Here is a 17,417-nt window from a genome sequence, read left to right on the forward strand (position 1 = left end):
TTTATAACGGGTTAGTCTACTGGACGTGGGAGAGGGGATCCCGCGCCATCTCCGGAAAACCCCTCACACCGTCAGGTACGCTTCCCGCACCGCCTCATCCGCCTCCAACGCCGCCATCGTCCCCTCGAAATGGATCGCGCCCTTCTCGATCACGTAGGCCCGGTCCGAGACCGCGCCGGCAAAGCTCAAATTCTGTTCCGAGAGCAGGACCGCGATGCCCTCGCGCTTCATCCGGAGCACGGCGTCGGCCATCTGCTCGACGATGACCGGCGCCAGACCCTCCGAGGGCTCGTCGAGCAGCACCGCGTGAGGATTGCCCATCAGGGTCCGGGCGATGGTGAGCATCTGCTGCTCGCCGCCCGACATCGCGGCGGCGCGGCGGCCCCGCATCTCGGCGAGGTTGGGGAAGATCGAGAACAGTTTTTCGGGCGTCCAGGCCGCGCGGCCGTCCGCCGGCACCTTCCGGCCGACCTCCAGGTTCTCCATAACCGTGAGGTCGGTGAAGATGCGACGCTCCTCCGGCACGTAGCCGAGGCCGAGGCGGGCGACGCGAAACGGCTCCCAACCGGTGACCGCCCGGCCCTCGAACCACACCGTGCCGCCGGTCGGCGGCAGCACCCCCATGATGGCCTTGAGCGTCGTCGACTTGCCGGCGCCGTTGCGGCCCATCAGTGCCACGACCTCGCCGGGGCGCAGGCGCAGGGTCACGCCGAACAGCACCTGGGCCCGGCCGTACGACGCCGTCAGGCCCGAGACGTCGAGAAGAGCGTTCATGCCACCGCCTTCCGGCGCGCGCGCATCGCCGCCTCGGTGCCGGCCTCGCCGAGATAGACCTGCTTGACCCGCGGGTTCGCCCGGATCTCCTCCGGCGTGCCGGCGGCGATGATCTCGCCGCGCACCAGCACCAGCACCCGGTCGGCATGGGCGAAGACCGCCTCCATGTCGTGCTCGGTGTAGAGAACGCCGATGCCGCGCGTCCGCGCCACCTCGGCGGTGAGCGCCATCAGCCCCGAGCGCTCCCGCGGCGCCATGCCGGCAGTGGGCTCGTCCATCAGCAGCAGCTTGGGCCGGGAGGCGAGGGCCACCGCCAGTTCGACCCGCTTCACGTCGCCATAGGCCAGTTCCGAGACCGGGCGCTCGGCGTCCGTCCGCATCCCGACCCCGGCGAGCAGGGACAACGCCTCGTCGCGGTAGAGGGCGCCGGCGTCCCGGAACAGGCCGCGCGAGCGGCCGTGATGCGACAGGAGCGCCATCTGGACGTTCTCGGCCACCGTCATCGACACGAAGGTCTGGGCGACCTGGAAGGTGCGCCCGACCCCCGCCTTCCAGATCGCGCGGGCCGGCAGGCCGGCGATCGAGGCGCCGTCGAGGGTGATGGAGCCGGAATCGGGCCTGAGCTGCCCGCCCACCATGTTGAAGGTGGTGGACTTGCCGGCGCCGTTCGGCCCGATGATCGCCAGCATCTCGCCGGCCGCCAGGGTGAACGACACGTCCTTGGCGGCGGCGACGCCGCCGAAGCGCTTGGTCAGGCCCGCGACGACGAGGAGCGTCATGCCGAGGCCTCCACCGGTTTGGGGGCGATCTTGCGGCCGCGCAGGGCTTCCGCCGCACCGGCGAGCCCGCGCGGGAAGGCGAGCACGGTCGCGATGATGGCGATCCCCAGGAGAAGCCGCCAGAACTCGGTCAGCGGCATCACCGCGTCCTTGAGGGCGTGGAAGAAGGCGGCGCCGACGAGCGGGCCCATCACGGTCTGGATGCCGCCGACCAGCACCATCACCAGGAAGTCGATCGAGAGCGGGATGCCGGTCAGCGTCGGGTCGATCGAGCCCTTCATGAAGGCGTAGAGCCCTCCGGCGAGCCCGGCCGCGGCGCCCGCGAGCGTGAAGGCGAGCCAGCGATGGGTGCGCACGTCGAGGCCGATCGCCTCGGCCCGGGTGGCGGAATCGCGCGCCGCCCGCAAGGTGTAGCCGAAGGGCGCGTAGATCACCCGTCGCAAGAGCACGATCGCGGTGAGCGACAGGGCTGCGACGAGGTAGAAGTAGGTATTGCGGCCCGAAGCCCAGGAGGACGGCCAGACGCCGACGACGCCGTTGTCGCCCCCCGTCACCTCGACCCACTGGAAGCAGACCGCGTAGACGATCTGCCCGAAGGCGAGCGTCAGCATGGCGAGGTAGATGCCCGACAGCTGCACGATGAAGAAGCCGAACAGGGCCGCGCCGATGCCGGCGGCAAGCGGCGCCGCAACGAGGGCCAGCTCCATCGGCGCCTTGAACGGCCCGGTGACGAGGAGCCCCGCCGCGTAGGCGCCGAGCCCAAAGTAGGCCGCGTGCCCGAACGAGACGAGCCCGCCGACCCCGACCAGGAATTGCAGCGAGAAGGCGGCGAGCGCGAAGATCAGGATCTCGGTCGCGACCTTGACCTTGTAGGCGTCGCCGACGAGCGGCACCGCCAGCAGGGCGAGGATGGCGAGGCATGCCAGCGCGGTTTCGGCCGGGCGGAAGCGGCGTAAGGCGGGAATTCCCTCCGGCGGCATCACCCGGCCCGAGGCGGCTTCCGGCCGGCCGAACAGTCCCCAGGGCTTGACCACCAGCACCACCGCCATCAGGGCGAAGACGAGGACCAGCGTCACCTTCGGAAAGATCAGGATGCCGAAGGCCTGGAGCTGGCCGATGATGAGCGCCGCCACGAAGGCGCCCGGCACCGAGCCCATCCCGCCGATCACCGTGACCACGAAGGCATCGGTGATGACCGAGAGGTCCATATGGGCGTTGGCGGGGATGCGCGGGATCTGGAGCGCGCCGCCGAGCCCCGCGAGGCTGGCCCCGAGGAACAGCGTCAGGGTGAAGAGCCGGGCCTGGTTGACGCCGAGCGCGCCGACCATCTCGCGGTCCTGCGTCGCCGCCCGGATCAGCACCCCGAAGCGGGTGCGGTGCATGAGGAGCCAGAGGAGCCCCAGCACCAGGGGACCGACCGCGATCAGCACCAGCTCGTAGGCGGGGAAGCGTTGCCCTAAGATCTCGACGCCGTGGCGGAGCGAGGGCGCGCGGGGGCCGGCGATGTCGACCGGGCCCCAGACCTTCAGAACCAGGTCCTCGACGATCAGCACGACGCCGAAGGTGGCGAGAAGCTGGAAGAGTTCCGGCACCCGGTAGATGCGGCGGAGCAGCAGCACCTCGATCGCGACGCCGATCAGCCCGACGAGGAGGGCCGAGAGCAGCACCCCGAGGAAGAACGCGGCCGGTGAATACGACAGGTCGAGGAGCCGCGGCACGATCGTGACCGCGATGTAGGCCCCCAGCATGTAGAACGAGCCGTGGGCGAAGTTCACGATCCGGGTGACGCCGAACACGATCGTCAGCCCGGAGGCGATCACGAACAGCGACGAGGCGCTGGCGAGACCGGACAGGGCCTGGAGGACGAGGAAGGACGGGTCCATGGGGCCTTGTGCTCCGGCTCTTCGACGGGTCAGGCCTTGCGGGCCGCCTTCACCTCGGCCTCGGGGAACATGTAGTTCGCCCCGTCGGCGTAGCGGACGTTCTTCATCGTGCCCTGGCGGCCATTGAGCGCCGTCTCGCCGATCCAGGCCCCCAACGTCGACTGGTGGTCGAGCGCCCGCATCGTCACCGGGCCGGCGATGGTCTGGGAGGTCAGGCCTTCCAGCGCCGAAATCATCGCCTCGGTCTCGGTCGAGCCGGCTTTCTCCAGCATGTCGCGGATCATGCCGACGACGACGTAGCCGAGCAGCGAGCCGAGGCGCGGGGTGTCGTTGAACCGGGCCCGGTAGGCGGCGACGAATTCCTTGTGGCCGTTGGTGTCGATGGTCTCCCACGGATAGCCCGTGGTGATCCAGCCTTCCGGCGTCTCGTCGCCGAGCGGGATCATGTATTCCGGCTCGCCGGTGAGCAGGCTCGCGACCTTGCGCTTCTCGAACAGCCCGCGGGTGTTGCCCTCGCGCACGAAGGCGGTGAGGTCGGCGCCGAACAGCACGTTGAACAGACCGTCGGCCTTCATCTGCGACAGGGCGCCGACGGTGGCGCCGGCATCGACCTTGCCCAAGGCCGGGAACTGCTCGCCCACCACCTCGAAGCCCGGCACCGCGGCGGCCATCAGCTTCTTGAAGTTGGCGGCGGCCGACTGGCCGTACTCGTAGTTCGGCGCCACGATCGCCCAGCGCTTGACGCCGCTGCCCTTCACCGCGTCCACCAGCATGCGGGTCTGCATGTAGGTGTTGGGCCGCACCCGGAAGGTGTAGCGGTTGCCGCTGCCCATGGTGAGCGCGTCGGTCAGGGGCTCGGTGGCGAGGAAGAGCGCCTTGCGCTGGTTGGCGAAATCCGCGACCGCCAAGCCGACATTGGACAGGAAGGTGCCGCACAGGAAGGCGACGTTCTCGCGGGTCAGCAATTCCTCGGCGACCCGGGTCGCGTCGCCCGGGGTCGAGCCGTCGTCGCGAAAGACGATCTCGATCGGGCGGCCGCCGAGGGCCTTGATGCCGCCGGCCTTGTTGACGGCGTCCTGCGCGAGCTGCATGGCATTGCGGTAGGGCACCGCGAAGGCGGCCATGCGGCCATAGGAGTTCAGCTCGCCGATCCGGATCGGCCCTGTTCCTTGTTGCGCGACCGCCCGGGACGCCGCGAGCCCGAGCGGAGCGGCTGCGAGGCCACCCAGGACGGTGCGGCGGGACAGGGGACGAAACGTCTCGTCGCGGGTCGACATGGCGCGAACCTCCGGCCCATCCCGGCGCGACTTCGGCGACCGGAATGCAAACTCGTTCGTAGGCAAACGATACTGTGCCGGAGACGAGACGCAAGGCCCAAGTCTGAGGAAATTCAGGGCGCCACTTGTCGCCGAAATGCGCAACGTGGCGCTTTCGGAAGTCGGCTCCTCAGAATCCCGCCTCGCGGGCGAGCCAGGCATCGAGGGCGCGCTCGCGCTCCGCCTCGATCATCGCGGCGACCCAGGCCGCCTGCTCGATGCGCGTGGTCTCGGCCGGGTCGTCGTCGCGTTCGGGCGTCTGCTGCATGGCCTGTCCTCCGTTCTCATCCGTCGTCTCGATGAGAACAAATTAGGAACATGCCTCCGCGATGGCAAGTCGGGCCGCTTGTGGAAAATCGGGATCTTGGCCGGTCGGCTGCGCGTTGGGGCCTCACGATACCTCGGAGACGGAAAACACCCCATGCGCACGACGATCCTCGCCCTCGCCGCCACCTTCGCCCTCACGGGCGCCGCCCTGGCCCAGACCGGCGTGCCCGGCTCGGCCGAGAACAACATGAACAATCCGGGCAGCGTGAAGAGCAACGCCGAGAAGGGTATGCCGGGCCGCGAGATGCCCGCCACCACCGGCACCGTGACGCCGATGGCGCCCGGCGCCGCCACCCGCACCGACGACCTGCCGAGCCACAGCGGCGGCAACGCCGCGGCGACGAGCCCGGCCAACCGAGCCCGCTGAGCCCGGGCCCGCCGAATCCTTGCCACGGCGCGGGCGGGTCGCTCCCGCCCGCGCCTTTCGTCTCAGGTCTTCGCCACCGCCAGGGTGCCGTCATCCATCGCGATGAAGCGGATCCCGGCCCGGCGCAGGGCATCCATGGCCTTGTGGCGCGAGCGGGCGCCCTGACCCTCGGCATCCTCCTCGAGGCGCCGCACCGTCGAGAGCGACAGGCCGCTCGCCTGGGCGAGTGTCCCCCGCGACCAGTCGAGCAGGCCTCTCGCCGCCCGCAGGTGATCCGCCCGCACGGTCTGGTCGAGGGCGCGCCGGACCCGTCGGCTCGCGGGAATGTCGGCCGTCCGGATCGTCGCCGCCGAGAGATGGATCGGGTACTTCATGCCGGCCCGACCGTTGTAGCGCCCCGCCTCGTCCCAGACCGGCACACCGATGATGCGGAACTGCCAGACCTCGCCGTTGGCGAGGCGCTCGCGCGCCTTGCCCACAAAACGCACTTGCGGAGTGTGGACGGCCATGGCGCGCTCGCGGAACGCCGTGCGTTCCTCGGGCACGACCATGACGAAGGGGTCCAGGCTGATCTCCTGCAGGGACAGGCCATGCACCTGCGCCATCTCGGGCGGGAAATCGTGCGTCCGATCCACCCCCACCGCATAGGCCGTCGCGTAGGTCGTCCGGTAGAGCGCCCGGCCGCGCCGCTGCTCGGCGGCCTGCGCCTGACGCAACTGCTCGCGGTCGGTGACGTCGAGGGCGACCCCGCTCAAGGATAAAGGCCGGCCCTCCGGCGAGACGCGCAGTTCCGACAGGACCGACAGAATGCGCAGCTCGCCGGAGGGCCGGATCAGCCGAACGGTCGCGCGCGGCGAGACGTGGCCCTGAACCGCCTCAGACGGGCTTGCCAGCTGCACCCGGTCGTCGGGATGCAGAAGTTCGACGAAGAGGTCGTAGCTGGCGGTGGCGATGGACGGGTCCAGGCCGAGGAGCCGGAAGAAGCTCGGCGACCACCGCTGCTCATCCGACGCGAACGTCCAGCGCCAGCCTCCCACGAGGCCGTAGTCTTCGATCGTGCGCAGGAAGATGTCGGAACATGAGGTGAGGTCGGCAGCGTCCATGCGCACAGCGTTCAGTGGCGAATTTTCATCATTTTTAAAGCCGACACCATGGCCGCGATGTCAAGGCCGTCGCCACGTTCTCCGTCCGGACTTTCGTCATCAGACCCTGGCCACCGCGATCGCGCCGTCATCCATCGCGATGAAGCGGATTCCGGCCTGGCGAAGCGCGGTCACGGCCTTGTAGCGCGAGCGGGCGCCCTGGCCTTCGAGGTTGTCCTCAAGGCGCCGCACCGTCGAGAGCGACAGGCCGCCGGCCGCCGCGAGCGTCGCCATCGACCAGTCGAGCAGCCCGCGGGCCGCCCGCAGGTGATGGCCTCGCACGGCCTGTTCGAGGGCGCGCCGCAGGGCGGGATCCTCGGGGGTGTCGGCGCGGCCCGCTGGCGCGCCGGATTCGTGGACCGGATACTTCATGCCGGTCCAGCCGCGATACTCGCCCGCCGCACTCCACACCGGCACGCCGACGAGGCGGAACTTGACCACCTCGCCGCTGGCCAGGCGCTCGCGCGGCATTCCCTGGAAGCGCATGTGGCGATCGTGCATCTCCCAGCCCCGGTTCCGAAAGGCCGCGCGCTCCTCCGGCACCAGCATCAGGAACGGATCGACCTGAATCTCCTCCAGGGACAACCCGTGCACCTGCGCGACTTCGGCAGGGAAATGATGCACGAGGTCGAGGCCGAGGGAATAGGTCGCCGTGTAGGAGGTCAGGTAGAGCGCCTGGCGGCGGCGCTGCTCGGCGGCCTGCGCCTGACGCAGCCGCTCGCGATCGGTGACGTCGAGGACGACCCCGCTCAAGGATAAAGGCCGCCCCTCCGCCGAGACGCGCAGTTCCGACAGGACCGACAGGACGCGCAACTCGCCGCCTGGCCTGATCAGCCGGACGGTCGCGCGCGGCGAGACATGGCCCTGAACGACCTCCGACGGGCTTGCCAGCTGCACCCGGTCGTCGGGATGCAGGAGCTCGACGAACAGATCGTAGCGGGCGGTGACGACGGAAGGATCGAGGCCGAGGAGCCGGAAGAAACCCGGCGACCAACGCTGCTCACCCGACGTGAACGTCCAATGCCACCCTCCCGCGAGGCCGTAATCCTCGATCGTGCGCAGGAAAACATCGGAACATGACGTAAGATCGGCAGCGTCCATGCACCCGTCATTCAGAAAAACACATTCTTGTTGTAGCTATGGGATTCGCATGGCCGGCTCAAGCCGGATGAAATGGCATCACGGTTAGGCCGGGCCGGCCCGGGATGAGATCGCCCGTGCCGGCTCACCCACCGCGCTTGTCCTCCATCCCGGCGGCGGACGCCCTGGCCCGGGCGATCACCTGCTCGGGCGTCGGCGGGTTGGCCGGGTGGTGGCTGAGGCAGAGCGGCGTGCGGAGCTTCGCCGGCCGCCCCGAGCCCTCGGTGGCAAAGTAGAACTCGCCCGCCCCGAGCCGGCCGATATCGGGGGCCGCCCCGCCGCTCGCCGCCATGATCTCCTGGGCGGCCGCGATGGTCGCGGGGGCGCTCTGGCGGCCGAAGAACTGCGTCGTGCAGTTCGAGACGACCTGGTTGTGGATGCCCCGCGGCACCTGCGTCGCCACGATCATCCCCAGCCCGTATTTGCGCCCCTGCGCCACCAGCTTGATCCCGCTGCCGAGGCTCGGCGGCGTGCGCCCCGAGGGCAGGAAGGTCTGGGCCTCGTCGACCACGTAGAGCAGGCCGCTGGGCGAGGGGTTCTTCTTGATCCAGCCGAACAACGCCATCTGGAGCCGGTTGACGAAATCCTCCCGCGCCGCCTCCGAGGCGAGGCCCGACAGGTTGACGACCGAGATCCGGGTTCTGTTGCGGGTCGGGCCGAAGAACAGCCGGGCCGGATCGAGCACCGCGCCCTCGATCCGCAGCAGCGGGTTGGTGGCGACGGCCGCGCGCAGCTGGTCCGCCATGTCGGCGGCGAGGTTCGTCGCTCGGCCGATCTGGCTGGTGCCGTCCGGCAAATCGGCGAGCAGCTCGGTAAAGGCGCCGAGCGTGCCGCCGCCGCGGCTCGCGAAGGCCCGCAGGGCATCGGCGAGGACGCCGCGCTGGAGGTTTCTGGTGGCACCGGCGAGCGGCCCCAGGGTCTCGGCCGCCATCTCGATCGCCTGGGCGCGCTCGTCGCGGTCGTCGCTCGCGGCGAGGTCCGGCATCGCCGACAGGAAGAGCGGGTTGCCGGCATGGATGCCCGGCGTCCACACCACCACCTCGACCCGATCGGCGTAAGAGGCGGCCTTGCGGTCGTCCTCCGGCGTGAACTTTTCGGGCCGCTCCGGCCAGGCATCGCCGAGGCGCGACAGGTCGTTGTTGGGATCGACCACGATCGCCGGAACGCCGGCGAGCGCCGCCTCCTCGACCAGGCGCCGCAGCAGCACGGTCTTGCCCGAGCCGGACCCGGCGATGATCGCGGTGTGGCGCGGCAGGAGTCTCAGCGGCAGGGCGACGGGCGGCGCATCGGGGGTGATGCGGTGGCCGACCGGGATGGCGTCGGGGATGGGCTCCGATGGCGGGGCAGTGCGCCGGGGGGCGGGCTCCTCGAGGGCGGGCTCCTCGAGGGCGGGCTCCTCGAGGGCGGGCTCCTCGAGGGCGGGCTCTTGGGGTGAAGGTGCCTCTGCGGCCCGCGTCACCGTCTCGAAGGCCTGGGCCGGCTCGGCGCGTCGTGGCTCGGGCTCGGCGCGCTGGGGCGATGCCGGCTCCCGGGGAAGCCGCGGGGGTGTACCGGGCTCGGCGCCGGCCTGCCTCGTCTCCGGTTCGGGGCCTGAGTCCGATGGATCGATGGTCCGTCCGGGCTGGCGGGGCGGCAGCGGCGGGAGAGATTCGCCGCCACGCCGCCCCCGCCCGCCTTGCGCCTCCGTGCCGTCGCCGGGCAGGCCGATCCTGCGGAAGAACGCGGTTCCGCGCACCGGCAGCGTCTCGCGCATCCAGCTCTCGAACAGGTCGAACCGCCCGTCCCGCAAGGCCTCGTCGCGTAGGGAGCGCAGGGCCACGAAGGTGCGCAGGTCGTCGTCGGACGGGTCGATCAGCGTGCCACCCGCGGCGACGAACCGGCTGACCAGGGTGCCGGTCTTGGTGCCCGCCGGCACCGGGCCGCGGCGCACCAGCAGCAACTCCCGGCCCGGGATCTTCGACGAGATGCCCGAGGCGGTGAGCGCGGCGCGCAACCGCGCCTGGAAGGCGATCGGGTGCGGCTGGAGCAGGGCGCGGTAGCAGACGTGGCGCTCGCGGTCGTTCTCGTCCCGGTGAAGGAAGGTGAGCCGTCCGTGCAGGGGCGGCAGCTTCTGCTCCGGCTCGCCCTTGCTCACCACGTCGATCGCGTCGTGCGGGTCGTCCTCCAGGGCGTAGAGATCGAAGGCAGCGCGCAGCAATTCGCCGAGCCCGGCATCCTCGTCGTCGAGGATGTCGGAGATGTCGGCCTTGCGGCGAGCGTCTTCGAGGTCGAAGGGACCCGAGCCGCCTTTCTTGCCACTGTTGTTGTTGGGTTCGATGAGATCGTTGCAGACCGTGACGCTGCCATTCGCCAGGCAGTCGCGGCGGAAGGCGTCGCAGCGCATCAGCAGCGTGCGCGGCCGCATCGCGACGCGGGACGCGGCGGCGATCGCAGCTTCGCCGAACGGCCAGGTCGGGAAGGGCGGCGTGAAACCGGCCTCGGCGTAGGCCGGCGCGAGACGGCCGCGGATCAGCGCCGCTGCGGCGGCCGGCTTGTTCATGCCCGTCAGCACCACCGGCGGCTCGAACCGGTCGAAGGCGGATTTCAGCCCACGCTCCTCCAGCCGCCGCCACGAATCCGTCAGGCAGGTGATCAGCGTCATGCCGCGACCAGCGCCGTCATGCAGCTCCATCAGGCCGGCGGCCAGCATCTCGGCGAGGCCGGGGCCGGGCTCGAAATCGTCGTCGAGGGTCAGGCGGCTCGCATCGACCACGCCGTCGATCTGGTCCACGGCGACGAGGGTCGGGCCGCTCAGGCCCATGATCCAGGCCATGCCGCGCACGAGCTCGACAGGTGGGGGCGGCGGCATGGTGAAGCCGAGGCCGGCGCGGGCGGCCGGGTCGGCGTCGTAGCCCTGGAGCCAGGCATGGGCGAGGCCGACGGCGGCGAGGTCCTGCGAGCGCAGCAGGCACAAGGCCCGGAAGACGTCCTGGTGCTTGAGCGCCCGCACCGTATCGACGTGCATCAGCGCCCGGACCAGCAGGTCGACGATCTTTCGGGTGTCGATGTTGGGGGTGTTGAAGGCCTGCTCGACCTGCCCCTCGACCTTGAAGCGGCGGGCGACCCCGGCCAGCACAGCGTCGGACTGGCGCCGTCCGTCCGGCATCGGCTGCATCAGGGCGGTGAGGTAGCTGAGCGCGGCGCTGCGCCAGAAATCGGTCAGCCCGAGCACGTCGAGCAGCACGAACCAGCCGCCGGAGTGCCAGACCTCGCGGCGGATCTGACCGACGAGGTGGGTCTTGCCGATGCCCGGCTCGCCGACCAGCACCCGGCCGCGCGGGCGGCTGCCCGGCTCCTGCGCGTGGAGCGCATCGACGAGTCCTAAGATCAGCGCCTCGTTCGGCGCGCCGGTCGGCTCGGCATCGAGCCAGACGCTGTCGAGGGTGCGCACCCAGTCGAAGTTGACACGGCGCAGGGCGTCGAGGGCGTCGCTCATGCGTGGATCCAGATCTCGTGGAAGGGCTCGCCGGCAGGATTGAAAGCGGCGTCGCGCTCGGCGGCGTCGAGGGCCTTCGGGTCGCTGATGCGGGTCAGCCGGATGCTCGGATCGCCGCTCAGGATCGCCGCCAGCCCGGCATCGACGGCGGCGCGGTCGAGATCGGCGAGTTCCGCCCGCAGGGCGCTGAGGCGCACCGGCGCGGCCCGCCGGCCGCCGGTGCAGGCGAGATAGGCCTGTTCGATCCGGGCGCGGAGCCGGGCCGGATCGGGTGGGACGACCTTGATTTTCGGAGCCGTCCTGGGCTTCGGCGTGGCGTTCTTCCGGGCTCGCGGCGGCTTCGGCTCCGGCGGCCCCCGCTCGGGGGCAGGACCGACGAACTCGGCGAGCGTCGCGCCCGTCGCGTCGAGGTGGTGGTGCAGGCGCGTGAGCCAGTCCTGGAGCACCCGCATGGTCGGGGGCAGGGGATCGCGCAGATGCTCGCCGGCCCAGTTCCAGCCCTTGTCGGTCACGGTGAGCCGCGAGGAGCGTCCCTCCTTCTCCACCGCCAGCAGCCCGGCCTTCCGCAAGGCATCGCGCGGGGCTTTCTCCGGTTTGATCTCGCTGTTCAGGGCGGTGCCCTGCCGGCCGAGCAGGCGCCAGAGGATCAGCGCCTGAGCCGGCGTCGGCGTCTCGCTCATCGGGTCGTGTCTCCTGAAGGGAGGCGGCGCAGCCGCACCACGGCGCGGACCTTCTCGACCGCGCGCTGCAGGTCGGCCGCGACCTCGTCGTTGGTGAGGCGCAGCACGAGGTAGCCGGCGACCGTCAGCTCGTAGTCGCGGTGGCGATCCTGGCCGAATTTCGGACTGGCCTGATGCTCCGGCCCGTCGATCTCGACGACGATGCGGTGCCGGCGGCAGACCAGGTCGACCCGCGGCTGCCGGCCGTCGCCCGCCACGGCGACGAGTTCATTGCCGGAAAACAGGCCGGCGAGCTCCGGGTCGGCCGCCAGCGCCGCCTCGATCCGCCGCTCGGCCGCGCTGGCGTGGTGGGCCCGCGAGCGCGGCGCGATGAAGCGCTCCGCCACCGGTGCCGCGGCGCGGCCGATCGCGACGGCACCGTAGAGGATGCGGTCATAGGGCGGTGTGTCGGGCGGCTCGGCCGGCAGGGCGAAGAGGCAGGCCGCGCCGTGCCCGGCGCACCATTCCAGCGCCTCGATCACCGCCCGCGCCCGCGCCGGCGAGACCGGATCGGCCTCCGCCACCAGGATCACGCCGCCGGGATCGACCGCCCGCAGCAACTGCCCGCATTCGAGTGCCCGTGCCATCCTGCGGAACCGGGGCGGGCGCCCGGAGGCCGCCACCGCCGCCGCCGCCTTGAGCCAGGGGACAGAGACATCCGGCGCCACGGCGTCGCGCCACTCCGGCCAGCGGGCCAGCGCCAGTTCGGCGAGGTCGTCGAGCAGGCCGTCGATCACCGCGGCGCTGCTGCGCGGGTCATCGACGGCGACGAGGAGCGCGGCGCGATCGACCTCGCCGGCCGCCAGCGCTTCCCCTACGCCGTCGCGCGTCAGGCCGACGACCGTGAGCCGCTCGCCGCGCGCGAGGGCGGCGGCACGGCGCGCGAGCGCGGCCGGCGTCAGGCGCGGCCGGGCCGCTTCGGGCATCTCTCCGGACGATGGCAAGACGAGACCGCGTCCCCGGCGCGGGCCGGCGACGGTGCGCGCCGGTGATGACGGACTAATATGCAGCACAGGTTGCCGTACATTGCGAGCCGGTTGTGGCGCGGGCAGGCTGCGGATCGGCGTCGCGTCAACGCCAGAGACGGCAGAGCGTGTCGCCGGCCCGCTTGTGCTGACGAAACAACCCGACCGACCAGGAGTACCAGCCCCGTCGCGTGTACCAATCGTGGAGATAGATCACCGGGTTGGCTTTCGATGCCTTCATCAAGACCATCTGCGCACAGGTGCCCCGGGCGACGCCGTCGATGAGAAAGACGTCGGCGTCGTAGATCGTCGGATCGGGGTTGAAGTATTCATCCAAGCCGAGGGGATTCTCCTCGCTTGGCATTCCGTAGCCGTGATCGAAAAATCCGTTCGATGCGCACATGTGGTAAGTCAGGCGCTGGGCAAGATCTGGATCTGTGTCAATGACGTTCTTGACTTTGTTGAACCATAGCGCATTGTGTTCGATCGAGATAAGCCTCTGCCTGCCGTGCATCTCTTGCAGCCAGCGGATCGTCGAGGCGCCGGAGCCCCACTCGATCATGATCCCTTCTTCGGGCATTGCCCGGATCGTCGCCAGGATGGTCTCGATCTCGTCCGGTTGCATCTGGATCGGATTCTGTTCCTGGAACGTGCGGACGACCTGATTCGGTTCGAGCATGTCTACTATGCCTATGCAAGTTTTACCAATATTGTCCGCGGAGGTATAACCCTCGATGGACTCACAGATATCTGGGATTAACCGCCGCCGCCGCTCGCATGCCACGACCGTCGTCCCGGGATATCCTGCACAGGTTGCCGGACTTTACCAGGGGGTGTCGGTCCGGAGGTAGTCGAGACGTGTCTTCCGTCTCTCAGTCGATCCGGGGACCCGCGCCGTCAACCCTTTCCCGCAGAGGCGAGGCTGTCCGAGAACTGTAAAGGTCACGCATTTCTCCTTTCCCACTCGGGAGAGGGAAACGCGCGCTTGATTCTAAAAAGAATTGTCCCCGGACGGCCCTGTGCAGGGGGGAGGGTTCAGTGCTGGGCTGGACGACCCGGTCCATGACCCAGGGGCGGGCGCGAGCCGAGATGCGAGCGCAGGGTCCGGCCCTCATACTCAGTGCGGAACAACCCGCGGCGGCGAAGCTCGGGCAGAACGAGTTCGATGAAGTCGTCGAGACCGCCCGGCAGGGTCGGCGGCATGATGTTGAAGCCGTCGGCGCCCCCGGCCCGGAACCGCGCCTCCATCTCGTCGACGATCTGCGCCGGCGTGCCGACGATCTGCGAGTGGCCCCGGGCGCCGGCGATCCGCAGATAGAGCCGGCGCAGGCTCAGGCCCTCCCGCCGGGCGAGGTCGAACATCAGCTGCTGGCGCGACTTCAGCCCCTCCGTCGCGGGCAGGTCCGGCACCGCTTCGTCGGGGTCGAAGCCCGAGAGGTCGTGGCCGACCATGCGGCTCAAGAGCGCCAGGCCCACGACGGGATCGATCAGCGCCTGCAACTCCTCGAACTTGTCCCGCGCCTCCGCCTCGGAGCGGCCGACCACCGGAAACAGCCCCGGCATCACCTTGAGGTCGTCGGGCGAGCGGCCGAAGCGGGCCATCCGCCCCTTCAGGTCGCGGGAGAACTCCACCGCCTCGTCGAGGGTCTGGTTGGCCGTGAACACGATCTCGGCGGTGCGCGCCGCCAGGTCCTTGCCGGGGCCCGACGAGCCCGCCTGGACCAGCACCGGCTGGCCCTGCGGCGTGCGCGGGATGTTGAGCGGACCCCGGACCTCGAAATGCTTGCCCTTGTGGTCGAGGGGCCGGAACCCGTCGGGCTTCGAGAACTGGCCCGACGCCTTGTCGATCACGACCGCGTCGTCGTCCCAGGTGTTCCACAACCCGAGAACCACGTCGACGAACTCCTCCGCCCGCTCGTAGCGGTCGGCGTGGCGGGAGATCGTGTCGTTGCCGAAATTCGCCGCTTCCAGGTCGGTGGCCGAGGTGACGAGGTTCCAGCCGGCGCGGCCGCCGCTCAAGTGATCGAGGGAGGCGAAGCGGCGGGCGACGTTGTAGGGCTCGTTGAAGCTCGTCGAGGTGGTGGCGACGAGGCCGATGCGGCCCGTGACCGCGGCCAGCGCCGAGAGCAGGGTGACCGGCTCGAAATGCGCAGAGCGGGCGGTGCGCTCGCTGGAACGCAGGTCGGCGTCGCGGATGCCGGTGCCGTCCTCCAGGAAGATCAGGTCGAACTTCGCGGCCTCGGCGCGCTTGGCCCATCCCACGTAGCGGTCGAGCACGAGCCCGCCATCGGCCTCGCTCGACGGGTGGCGCCAGCCGGCGACGTGGTGGCCGGTGGCGTAGAAGAAGGCGCCGAGGCGCATCGTCGCTGTCGTCATCGCTCGCTCGGGGTGTCGGGACCGGTCCCGTCGGATCTAGCGCACCCCGCAGCGCCCGTCGTCAGCCGCGGGCGACCGCGTCGAACGCCTGGGCGAGGTCCGCCAGCAGATCCTCCTCCGCCTCCAGCCCGACCGAGAGCCGCACCAGCCCGTCGCCGACGCCGGCCCGCTCCCGCGCCTCCGGGTCCATGGCGGCGTGGGTCATGGTCACCGGATGGGCGATCAGGCTCTCGACCCCGCCGAGCGACTCGGCCAGGCTGAAGACCCGCAAGCCCCCGACGAGCCGGCGCACCGCCTCGCGGCCGCCGGCGAGCTCGGCGCTCAGCATTGCCCCGAAGCCGCTCTGCTGGCTGCGGGCGACAGCGTGGCCGGGATGGCCCGCGAGCCCCGGATAATAGACCCGGGCCACCGCCGGATGCCCGTCGAGGAAGGCAGCGACCGCGGCGGCGTTGCGGCTCTGGCGCTCGATGCGGGGAAACAGCGTGCGCACGCCGCGCAAGGTCAGGTAGGCGTCGAAGGGCGAGCCGGTCACCCCGACGGTGTTGGCGAAAGCCGCGAGCTCGTCGCCGAGGGCGGCGTCGGCGGCGATCACCGCGCCGCCGATCACGTCGGAATGGCCGTTGAGGAACTTCGTCGTCGAGTGGACGACGAGGTCGGCCCCGAGCGCCAGCGGCCGTTGCAGGGCCGGCGACAGGAAGGTGTTGTCGACGACGAAGAGCGCGCCCGCCGCCTTCGCCAGGGCGGCGACGCGGCGCAGGTCGGTGATCCGCATCAGCGGATTGCTGGGCGTCTCGGTCAGCACGATCTTAGGCCCCTCGGCGAGGGCGGCCGTCAGCGCGGCCTCGTCGGTCTGGTCGACGAAGGCGACCCGGTAATGGCCGCGGGCCGCGCGCATCGACAGCAGCCGGTGGGTGCCGCCGTAACAATCGTGCGGCGCCACCAGGAGGTCGCCGGGGCGCAAGGGCGACAAGGCGAGGTCGAGGGCCGCCATGCCGCTCGACACCACCACCGCGCGGGCCCCGCCTTCCAGCTTCGCCAGGGTGTCGGCGAGCTGGTCGCGGGTCGGGTTGCCGAGGCGGGCGTAGTCGTAGGCCCGCGCCTTCTCGAATTCCGCGAAGGTGTAGGTCGTCGAGAGGTAGAGCGGCGGGGTCACCGCGCCGAAGGCCGTGTCCGTCCCGATCCCGTTCGCGGCGGCGATCGTCTCCGCCCGCCTGTTCTCGTCCGCCACGTCGCTCTCCCGGTCTCACGATGCCTCGGCATCGTTCTGTATAAAGAACGATGCCGGCGATCAACGAAAAATCGTTCGTCCTGGCGGACGACGCGCTATTTCAGCCCGAAGCCGCGGCGCTCCAGGATTCCGCGCAACCGGTCGCGGCCGCTGAGCGAGCCGGGCCCGGCCACCCGCTCCAGGGCGGCGGCGCTCCAGCCGACCTCCGGCATCCGCTGCCCGGCCTGGAACGCCGCCATCGCCGCGTCGTAGGCCGCGATCGCCCCGGTCGCGAGGGCGGAATCGTAGCGGCCGCGATGCAGTACCACCTCTTGCGGCAGGCGCGGCTTCACGGCGGCCGGCCGCTCCGGATCGGGCCAGCCGACGCACAGGCCGAACACCGCCACCACGTTCGGGGGCAGGCCGAGCAGCTCGGCCACCGCCTCCGGGTCGTTGCGCAAGGCCCCGATATAGACCGAGCCGAGGCCGAGGGATTCGAGCGCCACGGTGGCGTTCTGGGCGGCGAGCGCCGCATCGACCACGCCGACCATCAGCATCTCGAGATAGTCGAGCCCGTCGGTCGGCCGGTCCCGGTCGCGGCCGAGCGCGCCGAGGCGCGACAGGTCGGCAAGCCAGACCAGCACCAGCGGCGCCTCGGCGACGTGGCGCTGCCCGCGCGCCACTTGCGCCAGGCGCGTCTTGGCGGCTGCATCCTCGACCGCGACGACGCTCCAGGTCTGGAGGTTCGACGAGCTCGGCGCCGATTGCGCCGCGGCGACGAGTGTCTCCAGGGTGCCGTCGGGGAGCGGATCGGGCCGGAACGCCCGCACGGTGCGGTGGGCGATGAGCCCTGCGATGACGTCGTTCCAGGCGATATCGAGCGCGGCGGCATCCACGCCGTAGCGGGCCTGCCAGGCCCGGTTGCGTTCCTCGGTCTCGGTCATCCG

At 70.6% G+C, this 17,417-nt stretch carries 15 protein-coding genes; 1 reads left to right on the plus strand and 14 read right to left on the minus strand.

Going from position 1 to position 17,417, the window contains the following annotated elements; genetic code table 11:
* Window positions 1–63 precede the first annotated feature (63 nt).
* From AC3AOF_RS13045 to AC3AOF_RS13065, 5 genes are all read right to left on the minus strand, one after another.
* A complete protein-coding gene (locus tag AC3AOF_RS13045) occupies window positions 64–774 on the minus strand; it encodes an ABC transporter ATP-binding protein (RefSeq protein WP_048429818.1) in 711 nt (236 codons plus the stop codon).
* On the minus strand, window positions 771–1,553 hold the full coding sequence (locus AC3AOF_RS13050) for an ABC transporter ATP-binding protein (RefSeq protein ID WP_488348751.1): 783 nt from the start codon (window positions 1,551–1,553) through the stop codon (window positions 771–773). Before AC3AOF_RS13050 ends, AC3AOF_RS13045 begins: the two co-directional genes overlap by 4 nt.
* Window positions 1,550–3,436: an ABC transporter permease gene (locus AC3AOF_RS13055; protein ID WP_488348752.1), complete on the minus strand. Its 1,887-nt coding sequence runs from the start codon at window positions 3,434–3,436 to the stop codon at window positions 1,550–1,552. Before AC3AOF_RS13055 ends, AC3AOF_RS13050 begins: the two co-directional genes overlap by 4 nt.
* Window positions 3,437–3,465: 29 nt before the next feature.
* The gene (locus tag AC3AOF_RS13060; protein ID WP_236990393.1) at window positions 3,466–4,713 is read right to left on the minus strand and encodes an ABC transporter substrate-binding protein; all 1,248 of its coding nucleotides are present in this window, start codon (window positions 4,711–4,713) and stop codon (window positions 3,466–3,468) included.
* Window positions 4,714–4,882: 169 nt separating this feature from the next.
* Window positions 4,883–5,020, minus strand: coding sequence for a hypothetical protein (locus AC3AOF_RS13065; protein ID WP_488348753.1), 138 nt, complete (start codon window positions 5,018–5,020; stop codon window positions 4,883–4,885).
* Window positions 5,021–5,173: 153 nt separating this feature from the next.
* Here AC3AOF_RS13065 and AC3AOF_RS13070 point away from each other — a divergent pair, with 153 nt between their 5' ends.
* Complete coding sequence (locus AC3AOF_RS13070) at window positions 5,174–5,446, plus strand: hypothetical protein (RefSeq protein ID WP_236990391.1); 273 nt, start codon at window positions 5,174–5,176, stop codon at window positions 5,444–5,446.
* Window positions 5,447–5,508: 62 nt separating this feature from the next.
* On the opposite strand, the gene AC3AOF_RS13075 is transcribed toward AC3AOF_RS13070, so the two are convergent.
* From AC3AOF_RS13075 to AC3AOF_RS13115, 9 genes are all read right to left on the minus strand, one after another.
* Complete coding sequence (locus tag AC3AOF_RS13075; protein WP_236990390.1) at window positions 5,509–6,549, minus strand: PAS domain-containing protein; 1,041 nt, start codon at window positions 6,547–6,549, stop codon at window positions 5,509–5,511.
* A gap of 99 nt (window positions 6,550–6,648) precedes the next feature.
* On the minus strand, window positions 6,649–7,689 hold the full coding sequence (locus tag AC3AOF_RS13080; RefSeq protein WP_236990389.1) for a PAS domain-containing protein: 1,041 nt from the start codon (window positions 7,687–7,689) through the stop codon (window positions 6,649–6,651).
* 124 nt (window positions 7,690–7,813) lie between these two features.
* On the minus strand, window positions 7,814–11,203 hold the full coding sequence (locus tag AC3AOF_RS13085; RefSeq protein WP_488348754.1) for a helicase HerA domain-containing protein: 3,390 nt from the start codon (window positions 11,201–11,203) through the stop codon (window positions 7,814–7,816).
* The gene (locus AC3AOF_RS13090; protein ID WP_488348755.1) at window positions 11,200–11,883 is read right to left on the minus strand and encodes a hypothetical protein; all 684 of its coding nucleotides are present in this window, start codon (window positions 11,881–11,883) and stop codon (window positions 11,200–11,202) included. Before AC3AOF_RS13090 ends, AC3AOF_RS13085 begins: the two co-directional genes overlap by 4 nt.
* Window positions 11,880–12,848 (minus strand): endonuclease domain-containing protein, encoded by a 969-nt coding sequence (locus AC3AOF_RS13095; RefSeq protein WP_488348756.1) that lies wholly within the window; start codon window positions 12,846–12,848, stop codon window positions 11,880–11,882. The genes AC3AOF_RS13090 and AC3AOF_RS13095 overlap by 4 nt, the downstream gene beginning before the upstream one ends.
* A gap of 145 nt (window positions 12,849–12,993) precedes the next feature.
* Window positions 12,994–13,566 (minus strand): hypothetical protein, encoded by a 573-nt coding sequence (locus AC3AOF_RS13100; protein WP_236990385.1) that lies wholly within the window; start codon window positions 13,564–13,566, stop codon window positions 12,994–12,996.
* A gap of 356 nt (window positions 13,567–13,922) precedes the next feature.
* Entirely contained in the window at window positions 13,923–15,263 is a 1,341-nt protein-coding gene (locus AC3AOF_RS13105; RefSeq protein ID WP_488348757.1) for an LLM class flavin-dependent oxidoreductase, read from the minus strand.
* 61 nt (window positions 15,264–15,324) lie between these two features.
* The gene (gene metB, locus AC3AOF_RS13110; RefSeq protein WP_236990383.1) at window positions 15,325–16,491 is read right to left on the minus strand and encodes a cystathionine gamma-synthase; all 1,167 of its coding nucleotides are present in this window, start codon (window positions 16,489–16,491) and stop codon (window positions 15,325–15,327) included.
* Window positions 16,492–16,586: 95 nt separating this feature from the next.
* Window positions 16,587–17,414 carry an NADPH-dependent oxidoreductase gene (locus AC3AOF_RS13115; RefSeq protein ID WP_236990382.1) on the minus strand — a complete coding sequence of 276 codons (828 nt, stop codon included), beginning with the start codon at window positions 17,412–17,414 and terminating at the stop codon, window positions 16,587–16,589.
* Window positions 17,415–17,417 lie beyond the last annotated feature (3 nt).

Source organism: Methylobacterium sp. 142-1Y (assembly GCF_057747795.1).